The 22,819-nt window shown below is 63.5% G+C and carries 26 protein-coding genes and 1 riboswitch; of the genes, 2 read left to right on the forward strand and 24 right to left on the reverse strand.

The window, feature by feature from the left end; all coding sequences use genetic code 11:
• Window positions 1-4: 4 nt before the first annotated feature.
• The 4 genes from KFE19_04245 to KFE19_04260 all read right to left on the reverse strand — a co-directional run bounded on the left by KFE19_04245 (window position 5) and on the right by KFE19_04260 (window position 2,377).
• Window positions 5-316 (reverse strand): 4Fe-4S binding protein, encoded by a 312-nt coding sequence (locus KFE19_04245; protein ID QUO38725.1) that lies wholly within the window; start codon window positions 314-316, stop codon window positions 5-7.
• Window positions 313-891, reverse strand: a complete 579-nt coding sequence (locus tag KFE19_04250) for a 2-oxoacid:acceptor oxidoreductase family protein (protein QUO38726.1) — start codon at window positions 889-891, stop codon at window positions 313-315. The genes KFE19_04245 and KFE19_04250 overlap by 4 nt, the downstream gene beginning before the upstream one ends.
• Before the next feature lie 314 nt (window positions 892-1,205).
• The gene (locus KFE19_04255; protein QUO38727.1) at window positions 1,206-1,820 is read right to left on the reverse strand and encodes a chromate transporter; all 615 of its coding nucleotides are present in this window, start codon (window positions 1,818-1,820) and stop codon (window positions 1,206-1,208) included.
• Complete coding sequence (locus tag KFE19_04260) at window positions 1,817-2,377, reverse strand: chromate transporter (protein ID QUO38728.1); 561 nt, start codon at window positions 2,375-2,377, stop codon at window positions 1,817-1,819. Before KFE19_04260 ends, KFE19_04255 begins: the two co-directional genes overlap by 4 nt.
• A gap of 116 nt (window positions 2,378-2,493) precedes the next feature.
• Between KFE19_04260 and KFE19_04265 the strand changes: the two genes are divergently transcribed.
• The gene (locus KFE19_04265; protein ID QUO38729.1) at window positions 2,494-3,372 is read left to right on the forward strand and encodes a LysR family transcriptional regulator; all 879 of its coding nucleotides are present in this window, start codon (window positions 2,494-2,496) and stop codon (window positions 3,370-3,372) included.
• Window positions 3,373-3,475: 103 nt separating this feature from the next.
• Here the strand turns inward: KFE19_04265 and KFE19_04270 are convergent, their stop codons facing one another.
• The 6 genes from KFE19_04270 to KFE19_04295 form a co-directional block, all read right to left on the reverse strand.
• The gene (locus tag KFE19_04270; GenBank protein QUO38730.1) at window positions 3,476-4,708 is read right to left on the reverse strand and encodes a 5-bromo-4-chloroindolyl phosphate hydrolysis family protein; all 1,233 of its coding nucleotides are present in this window, start codon (window positions 4,706-4,708) and stop codon (window positions 3,476-3,478) included.
• Complete coding sequence (locus tag KFE19_04275; GenBank protein ID QUO38731.1) at window positions 4,656-4,865, reverse strand: DUF896 domain-containing protein; 210 nt, start codon at window positions 4,863-4,865, stop codon at window positions 4,656-4,658. The genes KFE19_04270 and KFE19_04275 overlap by 53 nt, the downstream gene beginning before the upstream one ends.
• A gap of 17 nt (window positions 4,866-4,882) precedes the next feature.
• On the reverse strand, window positions 4,883-5,104 hold the full coding sequence (locus tag KFE19_04280; protein ID QUO38732.1) for a DUF4177 domain-containing protein: 222 nt from the start codon (window positions 5,102-5,104) through the stop codon (window positions 4,883-4,885).
• Between the two features lie 14 nt (window positions 5,105-5,118).
• Complete coding sequence (locus tag KFE19_04285) at window positions 5,119-5,919, reverse strand: hypothetical protein (protein ID QUO38733.1); 801 nt, start codon at window positions 5,917-5,919, stop codon at window positions 5,119-5,121.
• Window positions 5,906-7,666 (reverse strand): ABC transporter ATP-binding protein, encoded by a 1,761-nt coding sequence (locus KFE19_04290; protein ID QUO38734.1) that lies wholly within the window; start codon window positions 7,664-7,666, stop codon window positions 5,906-5,908. Before KFE19_04290 ends, KFE19_04285 begins: the two co-directional genes overlap by 14 nt.
• Before the next feature lie 111 nt (window positions 7,667-7,777).
• The gene (locus KFE19_04295) at window positions 7,778-8,707 is read right to left on the reverse strand and encodes an SH3 domain-containing protein (GenBank protein QUO38735.1); all 930 of its coding nucleotides are present in this window, start codon (window positions 8,705-8,707) and stop codon (window positions 7,778-7,780) included.
• Between the two features lie 205 nt (window positions 8,708-8,912).
• On the opposite strand from KFE19_04295, the gene udk reads away from it, so the two are divergent.
• Window positions 8,913-9,530: a uridine kinase gene (gene udk, locus KFE19_04300; protein ID QUO38736.1), complete on the forward strand. Its 618-nt coding sequence runs from the start codon at window positions 8,913-8,915 to the stop codon at window positions 9,528-9,530.
• 41 nt (window positions 9,531-9,571) lie between these two features.
• Here the strand turns inward: udk and KFE19_04305 are convergent, their stop codons facing one another.
• The 14 genes from KFE19_04305 to KFE19_04370 form a co-directional block, all read right to left on the reverse strand.
• On the reverse strand, window positions 9,572-10,189 hold the full coding sequence (locus KFE19_04305; protein QUO38737.1) for a chromate transporter: 618 nt from the start codon (window positions 10,187-10,189) through the stop codon (window positions 9,572-9,574).
• Complete coding sequence (locus KFE19_04310) at window positions 10,186-10,728, reverse strand: chromate transporter (GenBank protein QUO38738.1); 543 nt, start codon at window positions 10,726-10,728, stop codon at window positions 10,186-10,188. Before KFE19_04310 ends, KFE19_04305 begins: the two co-directional genes overlap by 4 nt.
• Window positions 10,729-10,746: 18 nt before the next feature.
• Window positions 10,747-11,748, reverse strand: coding sequence for a biotin--[acetyl-CoA-carboxylase] ligase (locus KFE19_04315; protein ID QUO38739.1), 1,002 nt, complete (start codon window positions 11,746-11,748; stop codon window positions 10,747-10,749).
• 112 nt (window positions 11,749-11,860) lie between these two features.
• Window positions 11,861-13,120 carry a class B sortase gene (gene srtB / locus KFE19_04320; protein ID QUO38740.1) on the reverse strand — a complete coding sequence of 420 codons (1,260 nt, stop codon included), beginning with the start codon at window positions 13,118-13,120 and terminating at the stop codon, window positions 11,861-11,863.
• Between the two features lie 100 nt (window positions 13,121-13,220).
• Window positions 13,221-16,673 (reverse strand): InlB B-repeat-containing protein, encoded by a 3,453-nt coding sequence (locus KFE19_04325; GenBank protein QUO38741.1) that lies wholly within the window; start codon window positions 16,671-16,673, stop codon window positions 13,221-13,223.
• A 150-nt stretch (window positions 16,674-16,823) separates the two neighbouring features.
• The gene (locus KFE19_04330; GenBank protein QUO38742.1) at window positions 16,824-16,964 is read right to left on the reverse strand and encodes a hypothetical protein; all 141 of its coding nucleotides are present in this window, start codon (window positions 16,962-16,964) and stop codon (window positions 16,824-16,826) included.
• 36 nt (window positions 16,965-17,000) lie between these two features.
• Window positions 17,001-17,088, reverse strand: a riboswitch (cyclic di-GMP riboswitch).
• A gap of 76 nt (window positions 17,089-17,164) precedes the next feature.
• The gene (locus tag KFE19_04335; GenBank protein QUO38743.1) at window positions 17,165-17,584 is read right to left on the reverse strand and encodes a hypothetical protein; all 420 of its coding nucleotides are present in this window, start codon (window positions 17,582-17,584) and stop codon (window positions 17,165-17,167) included.
• A gap of 294 nt (window positions 17,585-17,878) precedes the next feature.
• Window positions 17,879-18,937 (reverse strand): PilT/PilU family type 4a pilus ATPase, encoded by a 1,059-nt coding sequence (locus KFE19_04340; protein QUO38744.1) that lies wholly within the window; start codon window positions 18,935-18,937, stop codon window positions 17,879-17,881.
• An 18-nt stretch (window positions 18,938-18,955) separates the two neighbouring features.
• Window positions 18,956-19,378: a hypothetical protein gene (locus KFE19_04345; protein ID QUO38745.1), complete on the reverse strand. Its 423-nt coding sequence runs from the start codon at window positions 19,376-19,378 to the stop codon at window positions 18,956-18,958.
• Window positions 19,371-19,793 (reverse strand): hypothetical protein, encoded by a 423-nt coding sequence (locus KFE19_04350; GenBank protein QUO38746.1) that lies wholly within the window; start codon window positions 19,791-19,793, stop codon window positions 19,371-19,373. Before KFE19_04350 ends, KFE19_04345 begins: the two co-directional genes overlap by 8 nt.
• Window positions 19,790-20,281 (reverse strand): DUF4860 domain-containing protein, encoded by a 492-nt coding sequence (locus KFE19_04355; protein ID QUO38747.1) that lies wholly within the window; start codon window positions 20,279-20,281, stop codon window positions 19,790-19,792. Before KFE19_04355 ends, KFE19_04350 begins: the two co-directional genes overlap by 4 nt.
• On the reverse strand, window positions 20,278-20,601 hold the full coding sequence (locus KFE19_04360) for a hypothetical protein (GenBank protein QUO38748.1): 324 nt from the start codon (window positions 20,599-20,601) through the stop codon (window positions 20,278-20,280). The genes KFE19_04355 and KFE19_04360 overlap by 4 nt, the downstream gene beginning before the upstream one ends.
• 7 nt (window positions 20,602-20,608) lie before the next feature.
• Window positions 20,609-21,655, reverse strand: a complete 1,047-nt coding sequence (locus KFE19_04365) for a type II secretion system F family protein (protein ID QUO38749.1) — start codon at window positions 21,653-21,655, stop codon at window positions 20,609-20,611.
• 83 nt (window positions 21,656-21,738) lie between these two features.
• Complete coding sequence (locus KFE19_04370) at window positions 21,739-22,728, reverse strand: transglutaminase domain-containing protein (protein QUO38750.1); 990 nt, start codon at window positions 22,726-22,728, stop codon at window positions 21,739-21,741.
• Window positions 22,729-22,819: the final 91 nt, after the last annotated feature.

A 22,819-nucleotide genomic window follows, 5' to 3' on the forward strand; every position in this document is an offset into this window, starting at 1 on the left:
CTCCTTATTTCTCGTCCTTGACCATTTCAATCGCTCCGAAGGGGCAGGCGTTGGCGCAGATGCCGCAGCCCTTGCAGAAGAAGTAATTGAAATCGCCCCGCTTGCCGTCGGCGGTCACGGGGATGGACAGGTCGGGACACACGGGAGCGCACAGCAGGCACTGCTTGCACTTGTCCCAGTGGATCACGGGCTTCAGGGTCCGCCAGTCGCCGGTGTTGACCAGCTCAGAGGACGCGCCCTCAAAAATCGTGCAGCCCGGAGTGATGTCTCTCCAGGTGATATGTTCGTTGATGTCCTTGGCTTTCATGAAGCTCATCCTACCTGCACCTCCTCCAGAGATCTCTTCAGCGCCCGCATGTTGCCCTCAATGACCTGGGGCTTGCTGGCGAACTTGTGCTTGAAGGAGCCCTCCATATCCTTAATGAACTCCTCCTCGCCAATGACGCCGGACACCTTCACGATGGCAGCCAGCATGGGAGTGTTGGGGAAGTTCTTGCCCAGCTCCTCCTCGCTGATCTTGCCGGCGTCGATGGTGCACACACGGCCCTCATAGCCCTTCAGCTTGGGCCGCAGCTCGGCAGGGCTCTTGCTGGAGTTGATGACGATGGCGCCCTCTTTCTTGAGGCCTGCGGTCACGTCCACGGCGCTGATCAGCGTCTCGTCCACGACCACCACGTAGTCGGGCTCATAGATGTTGGAGTGAACGGTGCTCCGCTCGGAACTGATCCGGTTGTACGCCGTGATGGGCGCACCCATGCGCTCCGGGCCGTACTCCGGGAAGCCCTGGACGTACTTGCCCGTGTTGAACGCAGCGTCCGCCAGCAGCAGCGACGCCGTCTTGGCGCCCTGACCGCCGCGGCCATGCCACCGGATCTCTACGATCTCTTTCATTCCTCTTTCCTCCTCGTTTGATCTCTCCCAACAGGGAGATCGCCTGAAAATCTGCCTGTTTCTGCGCTTTTCAGCACACTCAGTATAGTCCCTCCCCCGCATCTTTGTCAAGAAAGTCACAAATTTCCCGCTGTATAGAATTCCGTGGAAAAATGCAGCTTTTTTGTGCACTCCGCGCAAACAATTTTGCTTGTATCGGCCGTGCCATGTGATATATAACAAAAACATTTCTTGTTTTTGGCGGTTCTGTCAATGCGCCAAAGCAGACAGACGCGCAGGGCCTCTGTGCGGCCCCGCGCGTCCGTTTTATCTGCTCACACCCCGGCGAAGCCGAAGGCCACACCCACCACGGCGGAGAGGCCGATGAACACGATGGGATGCCAGTCCTTCACCTTTTTTACCCCGTTGGTCAGCACCAGCAGCACCGCCGCCAGGGCCAGGCCCCGCCAGCTCACCAGACTCCCCCAGCCTCCCGGCAGGGCGAAGCTGTTGAGGATCCCGGCCTCCGGCGTCACCACCTCGATGCCCGTCAGCACCTCCAAGATCACCGACACGCAGGCCGCGCCGATCAGGCCCGTGGAGGCCGGGCGCAGGCCGTAGAAGGCGTCATTCACATACTTGCTGTCCCGGAACTTCTTGAGCATCATGGCCACGATCAAAATGACGATGATGGAGGGCGTCACCTCGCCGATGGTGGCAATGATGGCCCCGGGGATACCTCCCACGGTGTAGCCCACGTAGGTGGCCATATTGATGCCGATGGGACCCGGCGTGGACTCCGACACCGCCAGCATGTTCATCAGCTGGGCCTGGGTGTACCAGCCGGTGGTCTGGCCGATGTCGTGGAGAAAGGGCAGCGTGGCCATGCCGCCGCCGATGGCGAACAGGCCCGTCTTGAAAAACTCGTAAAACAGCTGTGCGTAGATCATGCCGCTCTCGCCTCCAGACTTTTCAGGATCACACCCGCCAGAGCCGCTCCCAGCACGAACCACACCGGGGACACGTCCAGCAGGACGCCGCCCGCAAGCACCAGCAGGAAGATCACGGCGGTCCGCCGGTCCACCACGGACTTTTTCAGGAGCTTCCGCACCGCGTTGAAGATCAGCACGCACACGCAGACCTGGATACCGGCAAAGGCGTTCTGGACCCAGGCGATGTGGGAGAAGTTGTTGATGAAGGCCGCCAGGATGGTGATGATCACCAGGGACGGGAACACCACCCCCAGGGTGGCCACCGTTCCGCCCACCAGACCGCCGAACTTCTGCCCGATGAAGGTGGCAGTGTTGACGGCGATGATGCCCGGCGTGCACTGGCCGATGGCAAAATAGTCCGTCAGCTCCTCCTCGGTGGCCCAGTGCCTGCGCTCTACCACCTCCCGCTGCAGGATCGGCAGCATGGCCATGCCGCCGCCGAAGGTCATGACCCCCATCTTTGCAAAGGCCCAGAACAGCTCCCAGTTGGTGGCGCCTTTCCCATTCGCTTCCATGTCATTCGCTCCTCCCGTTGTTTCTGGAGCCAGCATACGCCCTGCACTTGCATTTTTCAATTCTTATGTTATTATAGAAATCATAATACATAACTTATGTATTGGAGGGAGCGATCATGACCCTGCGGCACCTGGAGATCTTCCGGGCGGTCTGCGCCAGGGAGAGTGTCACCCAGGCGGCGGAAGCTCTCAACATGACCCAGCCCGCCGTCAGCATGGCGGTGAAGGAACTGGAGGCCTTCTATGGCGTGCGGCTGTTCGAGCGGATGAACCGCCGGCTCTACATCACCGAGGCCGGCCGCAGCCTGCTCCAGTACGCCGACACGGTGCTGACCCAGTTCCAGGAGTCGGTCCAGGTGCTGCGCCAGGGCGGCGCCCGGGGCCGGTGCCGCTTCGGCATGACCGTCACCATCGGGGAGGCCTGGCTGCCGGCGATCCTGACCCGGCTGGAGCGGGAACTGCCCCAGCTGGACGCGGAGGCCTTCATCCAGAACTCCCGGCGGACCGAGGAGATGGTGCTGCGAAACGAGATCGACTTCGCTCTGGTGGACAACGTATCCTCCGCCTCTCGCTCTCAGCGGGTGACGCCGCTGCTGCGGGAGACCATGGCGGCGGTGTGCGCTCCGGACCGCTATTCCGGCCGGACGGAGATGTCCCTGGCGGAGCTGGCGGAGCAGCGGCTGCTGCTGCGGGAGAGCGGCAGCGGCACCCGCTCCAGCGTGGACGCGGTGTTCCAGGCGGCAGGGCTGAAGGCGGTCCCGGCGGTGGAGGGCATCAGCGCCTCCGCCCTGCTGGCCTGCGCCGCCGCCGGGGCGGGCATCACCATCCTGCCCCGGTCCCAGATCGAGGCGGCCCTGCAAGCAGGAACGGTCCGGGAGCTGACGGTGACCGACGCGGTGTTCCAGCGGACATACTTCCTGGTGTGCCACCGGAACAAATACCTGACGGAGGGCATGAAGCAGGCCATCGCCATCGTCCGGGAGGTCATAGCCTGACCGCCATTATGGCCGCCGGCATTGCGGATGGTTTTCGCATACGCAAAAAACAGCCCCGGCGCGGAGACCGCGCCGGGGTTTCCTGTCGTCTGCTCCGGAAGCCTTACGGCTTCTCCTCCGGCGTCCGCTGAACAGCGGCGCCGCCCAGGCCGAAGTCCTCCTCCACGCTGGCGGTGTCCCGCTTCAGCATGGTCTCCATGACCCGGATGTCGCTGTCCACGTCCATGGCGTCGGCCTTGTACAGCTCGTCCAGCTGGTGCTCGAAGCCCCGGACAATGGTGTCCATGGTAGCCTCGATGCGGGCCTTAGCCTGGCGGAGGTTCTCCCCCTCCACCCCGGCGGCTTCGAACTCCGCGTAAGAGTCCAGCAGCTTCTGGGTGGTGGGCAGGTAGTAGTTGAGGAAGGTGTCGATCCGGCCCGCTTTCTGGGGGTCCTCCTCCACCGCCCGGAAGATCCGGGCGGTGATCTCCTCCAGCCGGTCGATCTTGGCGGAGAGGATGGGGTCGGCAATGGCGTCGTTGGCCCGGCGGATGTTCCGCAGGATGCCGGAATAGCCCTCCTCCGCCTCCTTGGGCGTCTGGGCGGACTGGGCCTCCTGCCGTTTCCGCTTCAGCTCCGCGTCCGCCTGGCCGCTGCGCAGCAGATACCCCAGCTCCACGTTCAAAAACGCGGTATCGCCGAAGTACCCCTTGTCCACCATCTTCTCCAGGTCCTTTTCCACCCGGCCGGCGGAATAGCCCAGGGTCCGGGCCAGTTCCGCCACGGGCATGGCCTCCCGGTCGCCCACCACCACCAAGTATTTGGCGTAGCGCTTGAGGCTGCGGTCCATACCGATCCCGGCGCCCAGCATGGCTCCGCCGGCGGCGGCCAGGGCCAGGAACTGCAGCAGCTCCGGCAGCCACAGGCTGAACCAGTAGTCCGACCAGAACAGGGCGTCGATGGGGCCGCCCATGCCCAGAACGCCCACCGCCAGCAGCACGATGCCTGCGATCTTCAACCACTTGGCGTTGGACTTTTTCGGCAGCGGGGACTGCATGGCGGTGCGAACTGCCGTCCTGCCCCGGCCCATGGAGCGGCTCTGTGCGGCGGCGCCGCTTCCGGTCCGCTGCTCACTCAGAGGCGGCGGCACCTGGCGGGTCTGCTTGCTATCCTTTCCGAACAGCTTCACCAGCAGCAAAATCAGGGCAATGGGCCAGATGCCCAGGGCGAACAGCACCACGATGGCCGCCCAGATGCCCCAGCCGGTGTCGCTGACGGTCTTTTTCTGCCTTCCGGCCACGGCCTTACTCCCCCTTCTTCTCCAGCTTGCGCTTGTTGCCCTTCTCGTCCACCACATAGGTGTGGTCCAGCTGGGCGCTGAGGTTGCCCAGCACGGAGTCGATATACTCCCGGCGCAATGCCGCCTGCTCTGCCTGCTCCCACTGCGTCAAGCCCTCCGGCGTCTTTGCCTTCCGGGCCAGCTCGTTGATCCGGTCGATCTGCTTTTGATCCATGTCGCTCGCTCCTTTTCTCAGGTCTCCGGGCGCTGCCGCTCGAACACCAGGTCAATGGTCTCCATATATCCGCCGGCCCGCTGGCGCTTGGGGATGAACCCCACGTACCGCCAGCCCTCCGCCGCCCGGCGGAGGATCACTGCCTGATGGGTCTGCGTCTCCCAGCCGATGCCGCCGAAGAGGCTATATCCGCCTCCGCCGTCGTTGCAGTCGATCTCCTCAAACTCGTATTCCAGCATGGCGCGTTCCTCCTCTACACATACCTCTGGACCACGATGGCGGTCCGGCCCTTTTTGGTCAGGCCGCCCACCTGGGCCAGCTGAAATTTCCCGAAGCCCCGGGCGGAGACGGTGTCTCCCTCCGAGAGCAGCCTGTCCGGCTTGGCGCAGGGCCGCCAGTTCACCTGGACGGCGCCCCGCTCCACCAGCTCCGCGGCCCTGCCCCGGGACATCCGCAGCGCCGTGGACACCACCGCGTCCAGCCGCAGGGAGGAGACGGTGTCCCGCACCTCCTCCACCTTTGCCTCCGGCACCCGCAGTTCCTCCGGCCCGATAGCCGCCACGCTCAGATGGGTCCGCCCGGCGCTGGTCCAGCTTTGCAGCAGGAACTCCGCCACGCTGTCCAGCACGATCAGGTCCGCGCTGCCGGGTCCCACCAGAATATCCCCCACCTTCTCCCGGACGATGCCCATGCCCATGAGGCTGCCGAGAAAATCCCGGTGGGTGGGAGCGGTCTCCTCCGGGCGGAAGGAGGCCCGCAGGCACCGCAGGGGGCTCTGGCTCTCCGCATCCTCCGGCTCCAGCCAGTCCGGCAGAAACAGCAAGATCCGCCGCTCTGCATCCTCATAGCCGCCCAGGGAGACAAAGGCCGTCCCGGGGATCCCCGCCAGGCGCAGCAGGTCCTCCGCCTGGACGCGCTGGGCGGGGCTCAAAAAGTCCGTGGCGGCGGGGACGTTCCGGCTCTCCGCCTGGGCCGCCCGGTCCAGGACCTTGGCCAGCAGCAGCCGGTCCTCCCCCAGGGCGCCGCAGCGGTCCAGCAGCTTACTCTTCTCCATGGCCGATCAGCTCCTGGGTCCGGACCAGCGCCGCGTAGGCGCCGTTTTTCTCCATCAGCTCCGTATGGCTGCCCAGCTCCGTGATGCGGCCGTCCTCAATGACGGCGATGCGGTCGGCGCCCCGGACCGTGGAGAGGCGGTGGGCGATGATGATGGTGGTCCGGCCTTTGGACAGCTTCTCAAAGGCCTCCTGGAGCTTGGCCTCCGTCACGGAGTCCAGGGCGGAGGTGGCCTCGTCCAGGATCAGCACCGGCGGGTCCTTCAAAAAGATGCGGGCAATGGAGATCCGCTGCTTCTGGCCGCCGGAGAGCAGGGCGCCCCGCTCTCCTACATAGGTGTTGAAGCCCTCGGGCATGGCCACAATGTCGTCATAGATCTCCGCCAGCTTCGCCGCCCGGGCCACCTCCTCCTCGGTGGCCCCGGGCTTGCCGTAGCGGATGTTCTCCAGAATACTGGCGGCAAAGAGAAACACGTCCTGCTGCACCACGCCCACGTTCCGGCGCAGGGACTCCTGGGTCACCTGCCGGACATCCTGGCCGTCGATGCGCACCGCACCGGCGGTGACGTCGTAGAACCGGGGAATTAGTTGACATAATGTTGACTTGCCGCCGCCAGAGGGCCCCACCACCGCCACGGTCTCGCCGGGGCGAATGTGCAGGTCCACGTCGTGGAGCACGGCCAGGTCGTCCTGATAGGCGAACTCCACGTGATCCACGTCGATGCGGCCCTCCACCCGGGCCAGGTCTTTTGCATCCGGGGCGTCCTTCAGGGTGGGCTCCTCCCGCATCAGCTCCACGAACCGGCCGAAACCGGCAGTGCCGTTGGCGAAGAGCTCGGCGAAGTTGGAGAGCTTGCGGACGGGATTGACGAAGGTGGTGATATAGAGGCTGAAGGTGATGAGGTCCACGGTGTCCATCTGTCCCCGCATGATCAAAAAGCCGCCCACGGAGATGACCGCCACGGAGAGGATGCACAAAAAGAACTCCATGGTGGCGTTGAACCGGCCCATGGCCTTGTGGAACTGGCGCTTGGAGGTCTTGAAGCTGTTGTTGGAGGCGTCGAATTTCTCCAGCTCCGCCTCCTCGTTGGCAAAGGCCTTGGCGGTGCGGATGCCGGACAGGCCCGACTCGATGTCGGCGTTGATGACGGCGGTCCGCTGCTTGACCCGGCGGGAGGCCTCGCTCATGGAGCGGCGGCAGCGCCACACCACCGCCAGAAATACCGGCAGGATCAGGGCGATCACCAATGCCAGCCGCCACTGGATGGAGAACATGACGCACAGGGCGCCCACGATGGTGACGCCGGAGATGAACACATCCTCCGGGCCGTGGTGGGCCAGCTCCGTGATATCGAACAGGTCCGCCGTGAGCCTGCTCATCAGCTGGCCGGTGCGATTGCGGTCGTAGTAGTCAAAGCTCAGCTCCTGCATATGGTGAAACAGGTCCCGGCGGATATCCGCCTCCACCAAAATGCCGAAGGTGTGGCCCCAGTAGCAGATCACGTACTGCATCAGCGCCCGCAGGGCAAAGGCCGCAAACACCACCGCCATGACGGCGAAAAAGGCGCCGTAGGCGTTCTGGGGCAGCAGCTCATACAGGCACCACCGGGACACGGCAGGGAACGCCAGGTCGATCAGGCAGATCACCAGGGCGCAGCACATATCCAGGATAAAGAGCTTGCGGTGGGGGTAAAAATAGGACAGGAAGATCCGCAGGGCGGACCGCTCCCGAAACTGACGGATGGTCATGGCAGTCTCCTTCAAACAGTTTATACATGGTCGATGATAGCATATTTCTCCCGCAGGTGCAATGAAATATCCCCGAATGTCGAGACATTCGGGGATATTGGAGTGGTGGTCTCACTGATTGGCCAGGAATTCGCCCTTCATGTAGCCGGTGGTGGTGACGCCTCCGGCAGCAACAAATGTGATCTTGTACCAGCCGTCTCCGGCGCTCTCCACGATCTTGACAGAGCCGCCGTTGGGAATGGTGGCCAGGATCTCGTCGTTGGTGCTGGGACCGGAGCGGACCCGGACGCCGTTGCCGCCGTTGATGACCACGGCATTGCCGGCCTTCAGGGTGCCGCTGCCGGTGCTGGTGGAGGAGCTGCCGGCGCTGGTGCCGCTGCCGGCCTTGACGATCACCGTGCAGGTGCCCTTTCCGCTGCCGTCGGTCACGGTCAGGGTGGCCTGACCGGCGGAGATGGCGGTGACCTTTCCGCTTTCATCCACGGAGGCGATGCCGTCGTCGCTGCTGCTCCAGGTATAGGTGCCGGTACCGCCGGAGGCAGTCAGCGGGATGGGATCATCGCCCACGGACATGGTGAACTCCTTCCGGGGGCTGCCCAGATACGCCATGGTCAGGGTCTCCGGCAGGGTAGCAGGATCCACGGGCTCTGTGGTGGTATCCTCACTCTCTGTGCCCTCGGGCGGGGTCTGGGTGTCATCCGTCTCACCGTCCTCCGGCATGGTGATGTCCCCGTCCTCCTGGCCGTCGGGCTGGATGGTCTCCTCCACCTGCTGGCCGGCGCTCTCTCCGAAAAGGGTCTGGGCCAGCTTGTCACCGTAGAGCAGATACACCAGCAGCGCGGCCAAAATCAGGATCACCAGGATCAGCATGGGGCTCAGCAGGCTGGGCTGCCGGCGGCCGGCCACCCGCTTACCTCCCTGACTGACGCCCCGGCGGATCTGCTCTCCCTGACGCAGCGCCTCCTCCTCTTCGCAGAAGGGGCAGCTGCGGTATGTATCAGAAAATTTCTCCCCACAGATGGGGCAGCGAATCATGGCCATTGAGGGCCCTCCTTCCATGCGTCGGCTGAATTCTCTACACTTGACATAATATCGGCTTTTTCCAAAGCCGTCAAGTCCGGGGCAGTCGAATTTTCGGGAAATTGCCCCCTTTTGCAGACCCGTACCCTTGCTTTTGACCGGCAGCGCCTATATAATGGGACGGAGAAACGGGCGGCATCCCGCCCGGCAGGGAGGTTTTGGACACATGGGCACAATCCTGATCGGCATTGCAGGCGGCACCGGCTCCGGCAAGACCACGCTGACCCGCCATTTGAAAAGGCACTTCGGGGACGACGTCACCGTCATCGGCCACGACAGCTATTACAAGCGTCAGGAGGGCAAGACCTACGAGGAGCGGGCCCGTCAAAACTACGACCACCCCAGCGCCTTTGACACGGACCTGCTGATCGAGCATCTGCGGGAGCTGAAAGCGGGCCGTTCCGTCCACTGCCCGGTGTACTCTTACGCCGACCACAACCGTACCGACGAGACCGTGGAGGTATTCCCCACCAAGGTCATCATCGTGGAGGGCATCCTGATCTTTCAGAACCCCACTCTGCGGGATATGTTTGATATCAAGATCTTTGTGGAGACCGACGCCGACGAGCGCATCCTCCGCCGCTGCCTCCGGGACGTGGAGGAGCGGGGCCGGACGCTGCAGTCGGTGGTGACCCAGTATCTCACCACGGTGAAGCCCATGCACGAGCAGTTCGTGGAGCCCTCCCGGAAGTACGCGGACATCGTGGTGCTGGAGGGCGGCCACAATCTGGTGGCTCTGGACATGATCATGCAGCGGATCCAGCACCACATCGACAGCGAATAAACGAAAACGCGGGACCCGGTAATCCGGGTCCCGCTCTTTTTTTATACTCCGGCGAAGCCGAAGGCCACACCCACCACGGCAGAAATGCCGATGAACACGATGGGGTGCCAGTCCTTCACCTTTCTTACCCCGTTGGTCAGCACCAGCAGCACCGCCGCCAGGGCCAGGCCCCGCCAGCTCACCAGGCTCTCCCAGCCTCCCGGCAGGGCGAAGCCGTTGAGGATCCCGGCCTCCGGCGTCACCACCTCGATGCCCGTCAGCACCTCCAAGATCACCGACACGCAGGCCGCGCCGATCAGGCCCGTGGAGGCCGGGCGCAGGCCGTAGAAGGCGTCATTGACATACTTGCTGTCCCGGAACCTCTTGAGCATCATGGCTACGATCAAAATGACGATGATGGAGGGTGTCACCTCGCCGATGGTGGCGATCAGGGCGCCGGGGATGCCGCCCACAGTGTAGCCTACGTAAGTTGCCATATTGATGCCGATGGGACCCGGCGTGGACTCCGACACCGCCAGCATGTTCATCAGCTGGGCCTGGGTGTACCAGCCGGTGGTCTCCCCGATGTCATGGAGGAAGGGCAGCGTGGCCATGCCGCCGCCGATGGCGAACAGGCCCGTCTTGAAAAATTCGTAATACAGCCGCAGATAGATGTTCATGCCCGTCTCGCCTCCAGATTCTTCATCACGATGCCGGACAGCGCCGCCAGCAGCACAAACCACACCGGGGACACATGCAAAAACACGCTGCCCGCCAGCACCAGCAGGAAGATCACGGCGGTCCGCCGATCCACCACGGACTTTTTCAGGAGCTTCCGCACCGCGTTGAAGATCAGCACGCACACGCACACCTGGATACCCGCGAACGCGTTCTGGACCCAGGCGATATGGGCGAAGTTATTGATGAAGGCCGCCAGAATGGTGATGATCACCAGGGACGGGAACACCACGCCCAGGGTCGCCACAATGCCGCCCAGGTTCCCGGCAAATTTCTGGCCGATGAAGGTGGCAGTGTTGACAGCGATGATGCCCGGCGTGCACTGGCCGATGGCGAAGTAGTCCGTCAGCTCCTCCTCCGTGGCCCAGTGCTTGTGCTCCACCACCTCCCGCTGCAGGATCGGCAGCATGGCCATGCCGCCGCCGAAGGTCATGACCCCCATTTTCGCGAAGGTCCAGAACAGCTCCCAAAGCTCTTTCACAATACGCTCACTCCCGATTTATTCCGTATATCCATACAGCCCCCGGACGGAGACCTCTCCGGAGCGGACGGTGGTCACAGTACCGTCGTCCTTCCGGACCACCAGGCCGAAATCCCGGTCCACATCCAGGGCCTCGCCGCTCTCCTCCCCATCGGAGGTCAGCAGCCGCACCCGCTTTCCCAGGTTCACGCAGCGGCGGCGGTACTCCGCAAGATACGCCTCCGTATCCCCGGAGACCAGGGCGCTGCGCAGCCGGTCCAGCCGGGCGACCAGCGCCGCCGCCAGGGCAGGCCGGGACACCGGTCTGCCCAGCTCCGCCGCCACCGACGTGGCGATGGCCGCCACCTCCGGGGAGAAATCCTCCGCCGTCTGGAGCACGTTGACGCCGATTCCCACCACCAGGTACTGGAGGCTCCCGGTCTCCGCCTCCAGAGCCAGCTCCGTCAGAATGCCGCAGAGCTTTTTTCCGTTCAGCACCGGGTCGTTGGGCCATTTCAGCCCCGGGGACAGGCCGCACACCGCCTCCACGGCGCCGCACACCGCCACACCGGCCAGCGCCGTCACGATCATCAGCCTCTCCGGCGGCAGCTGGGGCCGCAGCAGGGCGGTGAGATAGATGCCCTTGCCCTGGGGGGACTGAAAGGACCGGCCCATGCGGCCCCGGCCGGCAGTCTGGCAGTCGGCCACCACCACCAGCCCCTCCGGCTCCCCGGCCAAGGCCAATTCCCTGGCCCGGGTGTTGGTGGAGTCCACCTGGGAAAGGCACACCAGCTTCCGGCCCACCACCTCCGTGGGCGGCAGAAAGCGGCGGATCTCCGGCTCCGTCAGGGCATCCGGCGCGGCAGCCAAGCGGTAGCCCAGGCCTGTCCGGGCCTCCACGGTGTATCCGTCCCGCCGCAGGGCGTCCACGGCCTTCCACACCGCCGCCCGGCTCAGGCCCAGCTGGCGGCTGATCTCCTCTCCGGAGACGAAGTCCCCCTCCTGCCGGCGCAGCAGCGCCAGCACGGTCTCTCTGCTCATGGTCCGCCCCCCTTTCACTCGCGGCTTCGAGTGTACCACGTTTTTCCTGCCTTGTAAACCGCCGGGAGACGAAAAAGAGCCGCGGGGTCTCCCCCGCGGCTGCGTTGTACGGTTATTCCGGCGCTGTCTGGGCGCTCTGCCCCGGCTGGTCGCTCTGGACAGAGGACTGCGCCTCCCCGTCCGGCCCCTGACCGGAGACCTGCGGGGCGTCCTGCCCCGTTTCCGCGGGCTGCACCTCCCCGGCGCTCCCGGCCTGAGACCCGGCCGCTTCCGCGGCGGGATCCGTCTCCGGCGCGGTGCTCTCCCCGCTGGAGGCCGCCTCTCCGGAAGGCGCCGTCTCACCGGAGGGCTGTGCCGGTCCGGCTGTCTCCCCGGCGCTCCCGGCCTGAGACCCGGCCGCTTCCGCGGCGGGATCCGTCTCCGGCGCGGTGCTCTCCCCGCTGGAGGCCGCCTCTCCGGAAGGCGCCGTCTCACCGGAGGGCTGTGCCGGTCCGGCTGTCTCCCCGGCGCTCTCAGCCGGGACCTCCGCCGTCTCCTCCGGCTGCTCCTGCGCCGCCGGAGGCACCTCGCCCCGCAGCAGAGCCTGGACCACCCAGCGGGTGGCGTGGCCGTTGCCGGTGCAGGTGGAGAGGGTCAGGATCTTGTCGTAGACCGTGGGGGTCAGGCCGGTGTCGATGACGGACTTTTCCAGGCAGTAGTCGATGTACGCCTGCTTGGACTGGTCAGTGGGGAAACTCAGCTTGTAGGTATCTCCGGCGGTAGAGATCTCGTAGGCGGCGAAGATCTCATAACAGTGGGCGCCGTTGTCGTCGGTGATGTAGACCTTGGGGTGCTGGGCCCAGTAGCTCTGCTGCTTGTAGTATTTCAGCGAGGCGAACATGGAGCCGTTGTTCATCCGGTGGCCGTAGACGACGGTGTTGAAATCGCTCAGGTCCGGGCTGTTCTGGCACTCCAGGAAAATGGAGCCCACCACGTTGGTCCACTTCTTCCAGGTGTGGTTGAGGTAATAGCTGTTGTCGTCGCCCTGGAGCAGGGGGTAGGAAATGACCGTGCCGGGGATCAGGATCCATCCCAGCACGTCGGAGTTGACCTCCCGCAGGGCGGTGAAGTCCATGGCGGCCAGGGCTCCGGCGTAGGGGTCGATGTAGACGGGCTTCTCCTCCTCCGGCTCCTCGGTTTCCTCCGGCTCCGGTTCCGGGGCGGGGGCGGGCTCCAGCTGGGAAAGGTCGGGCAGCTCCACCAGGGCCTCGGCCTCGGCGTACTCGGCCTCGCCCTCCCGGTATTGCAGGGTCTGGCGGATCAGCATGACGGCGCTGACGCACAGGACCAGAGCCAGGACGGCGATCAGCAGTTTCCGGATATTGGGGCGCATGGCGGCTGCCTCCTCTCAGAGCGGTTTTTCGGCAAAGGGGGCCCGGACCTGCGTCCGGGCCCCCTTTTCTTGGGTCATTCAAATGTGCTTGCCTGTGCGATCAGGCGTTCTCCTCGCGGCGCTTCTTGCCGCTGAGAGCCAGCCAAACTAGAGCCAGGCCGGACACGCCGGCAGCCAGGGCCCACAGGCCGGCGGTATCGCCGGTGGCGGGGACCTCAGCCATGGGAACTTCCTCCTCGGGCAGCTCGGTGGTAGGAGTTTCCTCCTCGGGCAGCTCGGTGGTGGGAGTCTCCTCCTCGGGCAGGTCGGTGGTGGGGGTGTTGTCATCGGGGATGTCGGTGCCGGGATCAGAGGGACCGGGCTCGATGGGATCGGGGTTCGGGCCGGGCTCGATGGGATCGGGGTTGGGCTGAGTCCCGTTGGCGGTGTAATTGGCGTAGTAGGTGATCTGATCCTGTCCGCTCTCCAGCAGCGCCGCCATGGTGGTCTCCAGATCCACAAACTTCACGCCGGTATCAGTGCCGGTGGTGGTGAAGCTGCCGGTGAAGGTGTAACCCTGATCGGCGGTCACATTGGGCTGGCTGATCTTGATGGGGAAGTTGTTGTGGTTCAAAAACTCCTTGTAATCGTCAATGCTGAAGGTGTAGCTGATCTGGCTGGCCTGGCTGTTGTTGAAGGTGCCGTTGGCCAGGGCGCCCTGCCAGCCGGGATCGGCGGAGTAGGTGTTGACGCTATTCACCATGAGAGGCACATACCACTCATACCGGAAGCTGCTGCCGTCAGCGATCAGCGTATTGTTTCTGTTGTGCACGTTGCCGTAGAGGGTGGCGTCGAAGATGACGGTGAACTCGCGGCTGTCGTAGACGTTCTTCAGTGCGGCAACAGCGGGCGTTCCGCTGGCAGTGACCACCGCCACGTCAGAGTTGACGCTGTCCTCAGCATTCCAGGTATAGCCATAGGCGCTCAGGATATCGGCGCCGTTCTCCGTCACGGTGTAGGTGCCGGGCTCCAGGTTCTCCAGCGTGTAGGTGTAAGTGAAATAGGAGTACACGTCCTCCTCGAAATCCTTCAGGCTGACGGTCACGGGCGTGAAGGCCTCATCGGAATCCAGCGCAGCCGTCACAGTAAACGTGAGCGTATCCTTCAGAGCGTTCCAAGCGGCAGTCTCGCTGAGCGGCAGGTAAATGGTCTTGGTGATGGTCAGGCTGCCGACGGTGTAGGTGGTGGCGTACAGCTTCACAGTGAACTTGGGGGGATCGTTCTTGTCGCCCCAGGTGCCGCCGTCATCGGTCACATCGCGAGCATACAGCTCCTGCAGCTGATCGTTGGTCAATCCATCCGTGGAGGCCTTGTCATAGCTGGTGCCGTCATAGGCAACGGAAGCCGCCGCATTAGTGAACACAAACGCATTGTTGGGAGCCGTATCGGTCTCAACACCGGAGGTATAGTCACCAGTATTCACCAGAGTCGCCTCAGAGGCGCCGTCCACGTAAGCATAGAGCGCATAGCGCACCTGATAGGCAGGCTTGTCATAGGACAGCTTGGCATACAGGGTGATGGAGTGGCCGCCCTTGACATCATTCACCGCAGCCACCAGCTGCTCAGCCGTCATGGTGGTGCCGTCCTGCGCGGTGGACCAGCCGGTGATGGTGTAGCCGGGAACGCTGATGGTGGGAACCGCAGCCAGATTGCCAGCAGTGAAGCCATTCACAGCATAGGTTCCGCCGGTGATGGTATTCATGGGATCGGCTCCCGCCGCCTCCGGCCAGAGAGCACTGTCAGCAGTCCAGGCATAGCTCACGGTGATCTGGGTGTTGGGAGTCCAGGTATAGGGGTTCGTCACCTGCACGGTGACGGGCTCGGCGCCCACGGCTGCGGAGGTCCCATCGCCGGGATAGGTATAGGTCACAGTGCCCAGGACATAGTTGCCCTTGGTCCCCTCGACCTCGCCGGCAATGGAGGTGCCGCTGGTGACGGTCTCGGTCACGGTGTAGCCCGTGCCCTGGGGCAGATCCTCCACGGTATAGCTGTACTTGCCGGAAACCGCATCATAGGTAAACTCGCCGAACGCAACATTGGCCTTTTCAGTGCCGTTAGCGTCTTTCACGCTGAACGTGGCAGCGAAGCCGGTGGGAGCCTCGGAGGAGGCAAGGCCGGTGAAAGTCTTTTCGATCACCAGATCGCCCAGAGGAGTGACCGCGGTGGTCTTTTCTGCCTTTCCGGTGTTGGGGTCCTCACTGGTGATGGTCGCGGTGTTGGTAACGCTGGTACCCGTGTAACCAGCGGGTACAGTGGCCTTCACAGTCAGGATCGCGCTTTCATTCTTTTCCAGCGCATCCGCAGGGATCACCCAGGTAATCACGCCGTTGGATACAGAAACCGTGCCGACAGAATCGGTCGCAGTTGCGCTGACATAGGTCAGCTCGGCAGCGGCCAGGTCATCCGTAACAGTAGCCTCATCCGTCGCATTGGCCGTGCCATTGTTGGCCACGGTGATCTGATAGGTGATCTCGTCTCCGGCCAGCACAGAGTCCGGGCCGGTCTTGGTGATCAGCAGATGGGGCTGAGGCACAGTATAATCGTTGGTAACGGTCATCGTCGCCGTTGCGTCAGCCGTGACGGTCACAGTCTGATCCGCAGGATCATAGGTGACAGACTCCGCACTCTGAGAATTGGTCTCAGTCACCGTGTAGGTGCCGGGAGTCAGGCCGTAAACATTCACAGACTTACTGCCGTTGCCCTCTATAGTAACAGAAGTGGTCTTTACAACCGAGCGATCAGAGTTTGCGATCTCGAACGTGAAGGTACGGGACACGTTCGTCGCGTTGGTCACCGTCTTGGTAATCGTCAAAGAAGGCCGTGCATCTTTCCAAATAGCGTAGAGGGTAACACTTTCGGTCATGGTAATTTTCCCGTTGGGATAATACCAGGTCCCCTGGCCGTCCGCCCGGGTGTTCCAGCCCAGGAAATCGTGGCCTTCCCAGGTGGGAACGCCGCCGACCGTAAGCTGGTTGCCCTTTTCAGTAGTGGCAGATGCGGGCATGTTGCCAACAGTTGCATCGGTATTCTTATTGTAATCCAGAGAAACATACTCGGCGTCCTTGTTAATGATCACGCCGTCCACGTGCCAGTTGGGGCAGCCGCCCTGATTGCCGCCATCATGGTTCTTGACCACATACCACAGCACTTCCTGCTCAGCGGGATCATAGCCGGAAACTACCGCCTTGATCTGCTCATCCGTCGGCGCGGAGAGAATGTGACTGCTGACAGCACTGAATGTATTTTTCAGCTCCGCAGCGGTATAAGAACCCACATGACTGGAGTTAAAGTCCACATGGACCTCGCTGGCGCTTGCAATGGTGCCCGTCAGCATACCCGCGCCCGTCCCGCTGCTGGGATGCTCGGGAGAATACTGGGCAGCCAGGTATCCGGTAGTGCCGTTCTCATAGGGGATGGTGCCGTCGTTGCGGATAAAGAACCAGGCATTCTGGCCTTTCTGGCCGCCGGAGCCATCAGGTGTCAATCGAATCACTTTTGTCTGATAAGCGTTCACAGAACCGCTTCCCGGCTGATAGCCAGCTGCGGAGACAGATACAGAATAATCTGCATAAGCAAGCGTCAGATTAAAGGGTGCAATACCATTTGGATCTGTATAAGTTGATCCACTGCCATAAAACCAGTGCTCCACAGTCACCTTCGCGTTTTAGATGGGAGCGCCGGTCTGCGCATCCACTACTTTGATGGTCGTATTGCCGCTGTGGGCCAGCGCGGTGGTGGGCAGCAGGCCCAGGGTCAGGACCAGGGCCATCAGAATGGACAATACTCTTCTTCTCGTTTTTGCCATTGTTTCGTTCTCCTTTCATATGGGAAAATCGAAATCCATGGCAGCCGGGCTGGCCTGCGCCGCAGCGGCGTTTAGCTCCCTGGCTTTGCGTCCCGCCCTTTCGGGCGGTTTGCCGTTTTCAGTGATTTCTCGCGCGGCCACCCGCCGCGCCGGGTCCTCCAGGTACGTTTCCCGCCCTCCCGCGGGATGTCAGGTCTTGGTCATCGGGTCTCCGGGTCCAATGCGCTGTGCATCAGCAGCAGCAGCTCCAGAACGCTGCGGAAGCTCTCCTCCTTTCCCTCTTCCAACCAGGTGAGGGAGCCCTGCCAGCTGGCGTTCTGCCGGAACAGCACCCGCACCGCAAAGGTGGCGCGCTGCCCCTCCTGGCGTTCCGCCGCCGGAGGCGATGCCGCTGTCCGCTCCGGCGGTGCGCCGAAGGACCGGACCGCTGAGAAGGACTGGGGGAAATGCATATCGTCCAGCAGGTCCTCCATCCGCAGCAGGAACTCCATGGCGCTGCGGAAGGCGATCCCCTCCGGCCGGTGCGGATTGTACAGCCGCCCGCGCAGCACGTGCTCGTCGTAGCTGTCCACGCACACCACCGTGGTCCGGTAGGCGTTGCCCCATTGCTTCATCGGCATCCGGTGCTCACCTCCCCTTTCATTTGATGGGTACAGTATAGCATACGGCGGTTACAAAACCGGTTACAAATCGCAGTTTTTCTTTCAAAACTTGTTCGTTAATTTGCATAAATTATATTTAGATCCATTGTCTATTCATACAAAACAGTTTCAAAAAGTTCTAAAATCTGCGCAAAATGCCGTTTTTTTAACCCACCAAAAAGCAGTCGTCCAGTTACAGGTATTAAAAAAAGCCGCGCATAGCGTGGCTTTTTTTAATATGAAATTTCCGGAAAATCCGGCTCCCGGCAGGCCTCAGCCCAGGCGGCGGCGCAGCTGGTCCGGGTTGTCGGCGTGGGCCAGGGCAGTCTCCAGGGTGATTTTCCCCGCCTTATACAGCGCCAGAATGGACTGGTCCATGTTCACCATGCCCTCGGCGGCGCCGGAGGCGATGGCGTTGTCGATCTGATGACTCTTGCTGTCCCGGATCATGCTGCGGATGGCACTGTTGACGTGCATGATCTCAAAGACGGGCACCCGGCCCCCCTCCTTGTCCGGCAGCAGCTGCTGGGACACCACCGTGTGCAGCACCATGCTCAGCTGGACCCGGATCTGGGCCTGCTGGGCCGGGGGGAAGGCGTCCACGATGCGGTCGATGGTGTTCACCGCACCCTTGGTGTGGAGGGTGGCGATGACCAGATGGCCCGTCTCCGCCGCCGTCATGGCGGTGCGGATGGTGTCATGGTCCCGCATCTCGCCCAGCAGGATCACATCCGGCGCCTGCCGCAGGCAGGAGCGCAGGGCGGAGAGATAGTCCGCCGTGTCAATGGCGATCTCCCGCTGGCTGACGATGCTCTCCCGGTCCCGGTGCAGAAACTCGATGGGATCTTCCAGCGTGATGATGTGGGCCTGGCGGATGCGGTTGATCCGGTCAATGATGCAGGCCTGGGTGGTGGACTTGCCGCTGCCGGCAGTACCGGTGACCAGGACCATGCCGTGGCCCACGTCCGCCAGGGACATGACCTCCTCCGGAATGCCCAGGGTCTTCCAGTCCGGAATCTCAAAGGACACCATCCGCACCACCGCAGCCAGCGAACCCCGCTGGCGGTAGGCGTTGACCCGGAACCGGGCCAGGCCCGGCACCGCGAAGGAGAAGTCGTCATCGCCGGTACGGCGGAATTCTGTCATGTCCCGGTCCGCCATCTCATAAATAGCAGAGATCAGCGCCTCTGTCTCCTGGGGGAACACCTTCTCCCCGCTCAGGGACACCAGGCGCCCCCCCACCTTCTCGCTCACCGAGCCGCCGGCCACGATAAACAAGTCCGAGGCGTGGTCCTCCACCGCCCGGCGCAGATATTCCAGTACATCCGCCATGGGTCATTCCTCCTTGTGTCAGCTCTCCGGGGCGGCGTCGGCGCCGTCCCAGACCTCCAGGCCGGTGTCCGGCTCCCAATCCGCTGCGGACACCGCCTGCCAGCGCAGGACAGCATAGTCCTCCGCGCCGGTCACGCGCACCTCCACCTCCAGCACCTGGGTGTCGGAGATGGGGCAGGTATATACATAGGTATCGCCGGGCAGGGCCGTAACACCCTCCGGCACGTCCCCGGCCCGGAGACGGGCCAGGATCGCCTCCGCCTGACAGTCGGCGGCGTAGTAACCGTACACCGCCTCCGCCGAGGCGTCCGACAGCCGCCGGTCCGCCTGGACCGTGCCCAGGCCCAGCAGGGCGAAGATGGTCAGGCACAGCACCGCAAAGATCACCAGCAGGGAACTCCCGCCCACCGCGGGCGGGGTAAAGCGGCGGATGTCATCCATGGTCGGCCACCTCCTGTCCCGCCACGGGCAGATCCGCCAGCAGATCGCCGTCCGCCGTGTAGACCTGGACCTGGGCGGCCCAGAGGTAGTCCAGGCCGCTGTCGGCGGAGAGGATCAGCAGGTGGTAGGCCGCGGCATCCGCGTCGGTCACACTGTTCCATCCGGCGTCGTAGGAAATGCTCCAGCCGCCGTCGCCGGAGGCGGCGGACCGGGCGGTGAAATACGTCTCGTCGCCGCTCTTCAATGCCTCGGCGGCGCTCTGGGCTTCCATCAAGGCCCGGTCCCGGGCCTCGCCGTAGCGGGAGGTCCGGTCCGACAGGACGAACACCTGGACGCACAGGGCCGCCGCCAGGGCGAACACCAGCACCATTACCATCTGCTCCATCAGGGCCAGGGGGGTCTTGCTGCGTCTCATGGCGCCGCCTCCTTCCCGCTGCGCAGATACAGCGTCACCTGCTGCGTCTCTCCGTCGGCGCTGGTGATCTCCACGGTCAGAAGGCCCGCGCCGGACAGGGAGACGGAAAGGCTCTCGGCCTCCAGGACGGGCTCACCGTCCTCCGGGGCGAAGTCCCCGGACGCATCGGTGAACAGCTCCCGCAGCCAGCCGTCGTGGCAGTAGACCCGGGTGACGTAGGCCTCACCGTCGATGGTCTCCCAGAGCTCCAGGGCGTCGGAGCCGCCGAAGGCGCCCGCGCTGATGCCGCCGGAGCGGTCCGCCTGGCGGACCCGGGTGGCAATGTACTGGGCAACGGTGCGGCTTTCGTAGCTCTCCCGGTCCCGCTCCGTCAGGCGCTGATAGGCGTCCGCGCCCATCAACAGCACCGACAGCACGCAGGCGGCAAATATCCCGAACAGCAGCAGCGCCAGCAGGCCGTTCAGGGAATGATCCTTTTCTCGTCTCATGGCTCGTTTTCCAATACGGTGATGTCCGGCATCAGGTTGGACGCAAAGACATCGTAGTAGACCGTGTAGCGGTCAGTGTCGATCTGGAGGCCATAGCGCTCCTCCATGTACGCAAGGTCCGGGGGATAGATCCCCTCGGCGGCGTAGCAGGCCACAGCGGAGCGGCGCAGGGCCTCCTCCAGCTGGCGGCGCCCCTGGTCGTCCCGGCCGTTTTCCAGGTTGGACAGGGCAGTGAAAAAGCACAGCGCCGCGGCCAGGGCCACCACCGGCAGCAGCAGCGCCCGTACCGCGCCGCCGAAGGCGTTTCTCCTTCTCCTCATCATAGGCTCACCCGATGGCCGTCATGATGTGCATGAGCGGCAGCATCACCGACAGCAAAATGACCCCCACCATCACCGACGTCACCAGCACCAGGGCGGGCTCCACCCGGGCCACCTTGGCCTCCAGGGCCTCCTGGCTCTCCAGGGTCAGACGGCGGGCGATTTCCTCCATCACCGTATCGCCGGTGCCGCTGCGAAGGCCTAGGGCCAGCAGGCGGCAGGCGGCCACGGGCAGGGCCTGGGAATCCCGCAGCGCCGCGGCCAGGCCGGCCCCCTGGGCCAGCCGGGACTGGCAGTCACGGCAGCGGCGCACCGCGGCGGGCACGTCGCCCAACAGTGTCTCCGACAGCTCCAGGGACTCCTCCAGAGGCAGGCCGCTGCGCAGGCCCATGGCCAGCGCCTGGGCAAACCGGGCGACGCCCATCTGCCGGGACACGCCCTTGTCTCCCCGGCGGCGGTGCCACCAGGCCAGGACCAAGGCCCGGAAGGACGTGCTGGCAGCAAAGGCCCCCAGGCCGAGGACCATCAGGGCCAGCACCGCGCACAGCACCGGCATGGCGGCGTCCAGCGCCTGGCCCAGGGCCAGCAGGCCTCCAGCCACACCGGTCATCTGGCCGCCCAGGGAGGCGTACACGTCCCGGAACACCGGCAGCACCCGCACCAGCAGCACCACGATCACCACCAGCATCACCAGCAGCAGCACCGCCGGGTACAGCAGCGACGAGCGGACCTGCCGGTCCAGCCGGTCCCGCCCCTCATAGTACCGGGACAGGGCCTGGAGGGCCTCCTCCAAATGGCCGCTGCGCTCGCCCACCTCCACCAGGCCCACCACGTAGAGGGGAAAGCGGCCCGTCTGCCTCATAACGGCAGACAAAGGCGTACCGCAGTCCGCCTCCCGGGCCATGGAGGAGAGCAGTTCTCTCTGCGCGCCTCCGCGCTCTTCCTCCGCCAGCAGGGACAGTCCGTCCGCGGCGCCCACACCGGCGTGAATCAGCAGTGACAGTTCCCCGCACAGCGAGGACAGTTCCATATCAGACAAGCAACGGTTTTTCATAGGCAGCTCCCGCAAAAAAATAGGCTTGCATCAAGTTGCAAGCCTATTTTAATGCAAATCTGTCGATCCGTAAAGGGGAAAAGTCAGTAGAGATACTTCACCGTGTAATTCTTGCCGTCACCGATATACTGCATGATGGAGGCACTCTGCTTGCCGCTGGAGGCGAAGGTGGGGTCCATCCGCTGCCAGGAGGTGCCGTCGAAGTAGATGACGCCCTCCACCCAGCCGGTCTTTTCGGACCAGACGCTGATCCAGGCATGATATGCGGTACCGGCGTAGCCCACCACCAGCTTGCAGGGCACGCCCTGGCTGCGGAGCATCCCGGTCATCAGCGCCGCATAGTCGAAGCAGATGCCGGTCTTTTTGGCCAGCACGGTATCCAGCACCGGCAGGTAGCCGCTCTGGACCGTGGCCGCCAGCTGCTTGTCATAGGTGAGGTTCTTTACCACAAACTCATAGATGGCCTGGACCTTGGCCAGGGGATCCGTCTTGCCGGCGGTCAGCTCCGCCGCCTTGGCCACAGTCTTCGGGGCCACGCCGTAATCCACGTACTGATTGGGCCGCAGGAAGGGCGCAAATTCGTCCGTCAGCGTCACCTGGAAACTGACGGAGGTCACCGTGGAGTACTTGGTGCCGGAGATGTTCTCGTAGACGATCACCTGATAGGAGCCGTTGCCGTCAGACAGGGGAAACACTTCCCACTCCCCGGCAGTAAGGTTATAAGTATAGGTAGTGGTGGGCCCCTTCACCTGGGCCTTCAGCCGCTTGCTGGTGGAAGCGGTGTACTGGACCATCACATAGCCGTCCCTGGTGTTGGAGTAGTCGATAACGGCCTTATCGCTCTTTTTCACCTGGGTACCGGAGGCCACCGGCTGCATGGTGTCCGGGATAGCCGCGGAGGCCGCCAGGGCCACCGCCTCGTCCTCCAGATCCACTTCTTCCAGCGTCACGCTGTCGATCCAGGCTTCCTCTTCTCCGGCCGCCGCTTCGGTTTCCGTGCCGGCGGCACAGCCGGTCAGAGCCATGGACAGCAGCAGCAACAGCGCAAGCGCCCGTAATTTCCAGTTTTTCATAGGGGATTCTCCTTTCCGCCCCTCCGGGGCAGACTGTCTCATTCTGTTTTAGTATAGCAGGTTCCCCGTAAAAAGTGAAGTACTTTTTCGA

Source organism: Dysosmobacter sp. Marseille-Q4140, from assembly GCA_018228705.1.
Taxonomy (GTDB): domain Bacteria; phylum Bacillota; class Clostridia; order Oscillospirales; family Oscillospiraceae; genus Oscillibacter.

Bases quoted from the DNA above. Each gene is read 5' to 3' on its own strand.
- KFE19_04245 (QUO38725.1), bottom strand. From the start codon at position 316: ATGAGCTTCATGAAAGCCAAGGACATCAACGAACATATCACCTGGAGA.
- KFE19_04250 (QUO38726.1), bottom strand. From the start codon at position 891: ATGAAAGAGATCGTAGAGATCCGGTGGCATGGCCGCGGCGGTCAGGGC.
- KFE19_04255 (QUO38727.1), bottom strand. From the start codon at position 1,820: ATGATCTACGCACAGCTGTTTTACGAGTTTTTCAAGACGGGCCTGTTC.
- KFE19_04260 (QUO38728.1), bottom strand. From the start codon at position 2,377: ATGGAAGCGAATGGGAAAGGCGCCACCAACTGGGAGCTGTTCTGGGCC.
- KFE19_04265 (QUO38729.1), top strand. From the start codon at position 2,494: ATGACCCTGCGGCACCTGGAGATCTTCCGGGCGGTCTGCGCCAGGGAG.
- KFE19_04270 (QUO38730.1), bottom strand. From the start codon at position 4,708: ATGTGGTGGACGAGAAGGGCAACAAGCGCAAGCTGGAGAAGAAGGGGG.
- KFE19_04275 (QUO38731.1), bottom strand. From the start codon at position 4,865: ATGGATCAAAAGCAGATCGACCGGATCAACGAGCTGGCCCGGAAGGCA.
- KFE19_04280 (QUO38732.1), bottom strand. From the start codon at position 5,104: ATGCTGGAATACGAGTTTGAGGAGATCGACTGCAACGACGGCGGAGGC.
- KFE19_04285 (QUO38733.1), bottom strand. From the start codon at position 5,919: ATGGAGAAGAGTAAGCTGCTGGACCGCTGCGGCGCCCTGGGGGAGGAC.
- KFE19_04290 (QUO38734.1), bottom strand. From the start codon at position 7,666: ATGACCATCCGTCAGTTTCGGGAGCGGTCCGCCCTGCGGATCTTCCTG.
- KFE19_04295 (QUO38735.1), bottom strand. From the start codon at position 8,707: ATGGCCATGATTCGCTGCCCCATCTGTGGGGAGAAATTTTCTGATACA.
- udk (QUO38736.1), top strand. From the start codon at position 8,913: ATGGGCACAATCCTGATCGGCATTGCAGGCGGCACCGGCTCCGGCAAG.
- KFE19_04305 (QUO38737.1), bottom strand. From the start codon at position 10,189: ATGAACATCTATCTGCGGCTGTATTACGAATTTTTCAAGACGGGCCTG.
- KFE19_04315 (QUO38739.1), bottom strand. From the start codon at position 11,748: ATGAGCAGAGAGACCGTGCTGGCGCTGCTGCGCCGGCAGGAGGGGGAC.
- srtB (QUO38740.1), bottom strand. From the start codon at position 13,120: ATGCGCCCCAATATCCGGAAACTGCTGATCGCCGTCCTGGCTCTGGTC.
- KFE19_04330 (QUO38742.1), bottom strand. From the start codon at position 16,964: ATGGCAAAAACGAGAAGAAGAGTATTGTCCATTCTGATGGCCCTGGTC.
- KFE19_04335 (QUO38743.1), bottom strand. From the start codon at position 17,584: ATGCCGATGAAGCAATGGGGCAACGCCTACCGGACCACGGTGGTGTGC.
- KFE19_04340 (QUO38744.1), bottom strand. From the start codon at position 18,937: ATGGCGGATGTACTGGAATATCTGCGCCGGGCGGTGGAGGACCACGCC.
- KFE19_04345 (QUO38745.1), bottom strand. From the start codon at position 19,378: ATGGATGACATCCGCCGCTTTACCCCGCCCGCGGTGGGCGGGAGTTCC.
- KFE19_04350 (QUO38746.1), bottom strand. From the start codon at position 19,793: ATGAGACGCAGCAAGACCCCCCTGGCCCTGATGGAGCAGATGGTAATG.
- KFE19_04355 (QUO38747.1), bottom strand. From the start codon at position 20,281: ATGAGACGAGAAAAGGATCATTCCCTGAACGGCCTGCTGGCGCTGCTG.
- KFE19_04360 (QUO38748.1), bottom strand. From the start codon at position 20,601: ATGAGGAGAAGGAGAAACGCCTTCGGCGGCGCGGTACGGGCGCTGCTG.
- KFE19_04365 (QUO38749.1), bottom strand. From the start codon at position 21,655: ATGAAAAACCGTTGCTTGTCTGATATGGAACTGTCCTCGCTGTGCGGG.
- KFE19_04370 (QUO38750.1), bottom strand. From the start codon at position 22,728: ATGAAAAACTGGAAATTACGGGCGCTTGCGCTGTTGCTGCTGCTGTCC.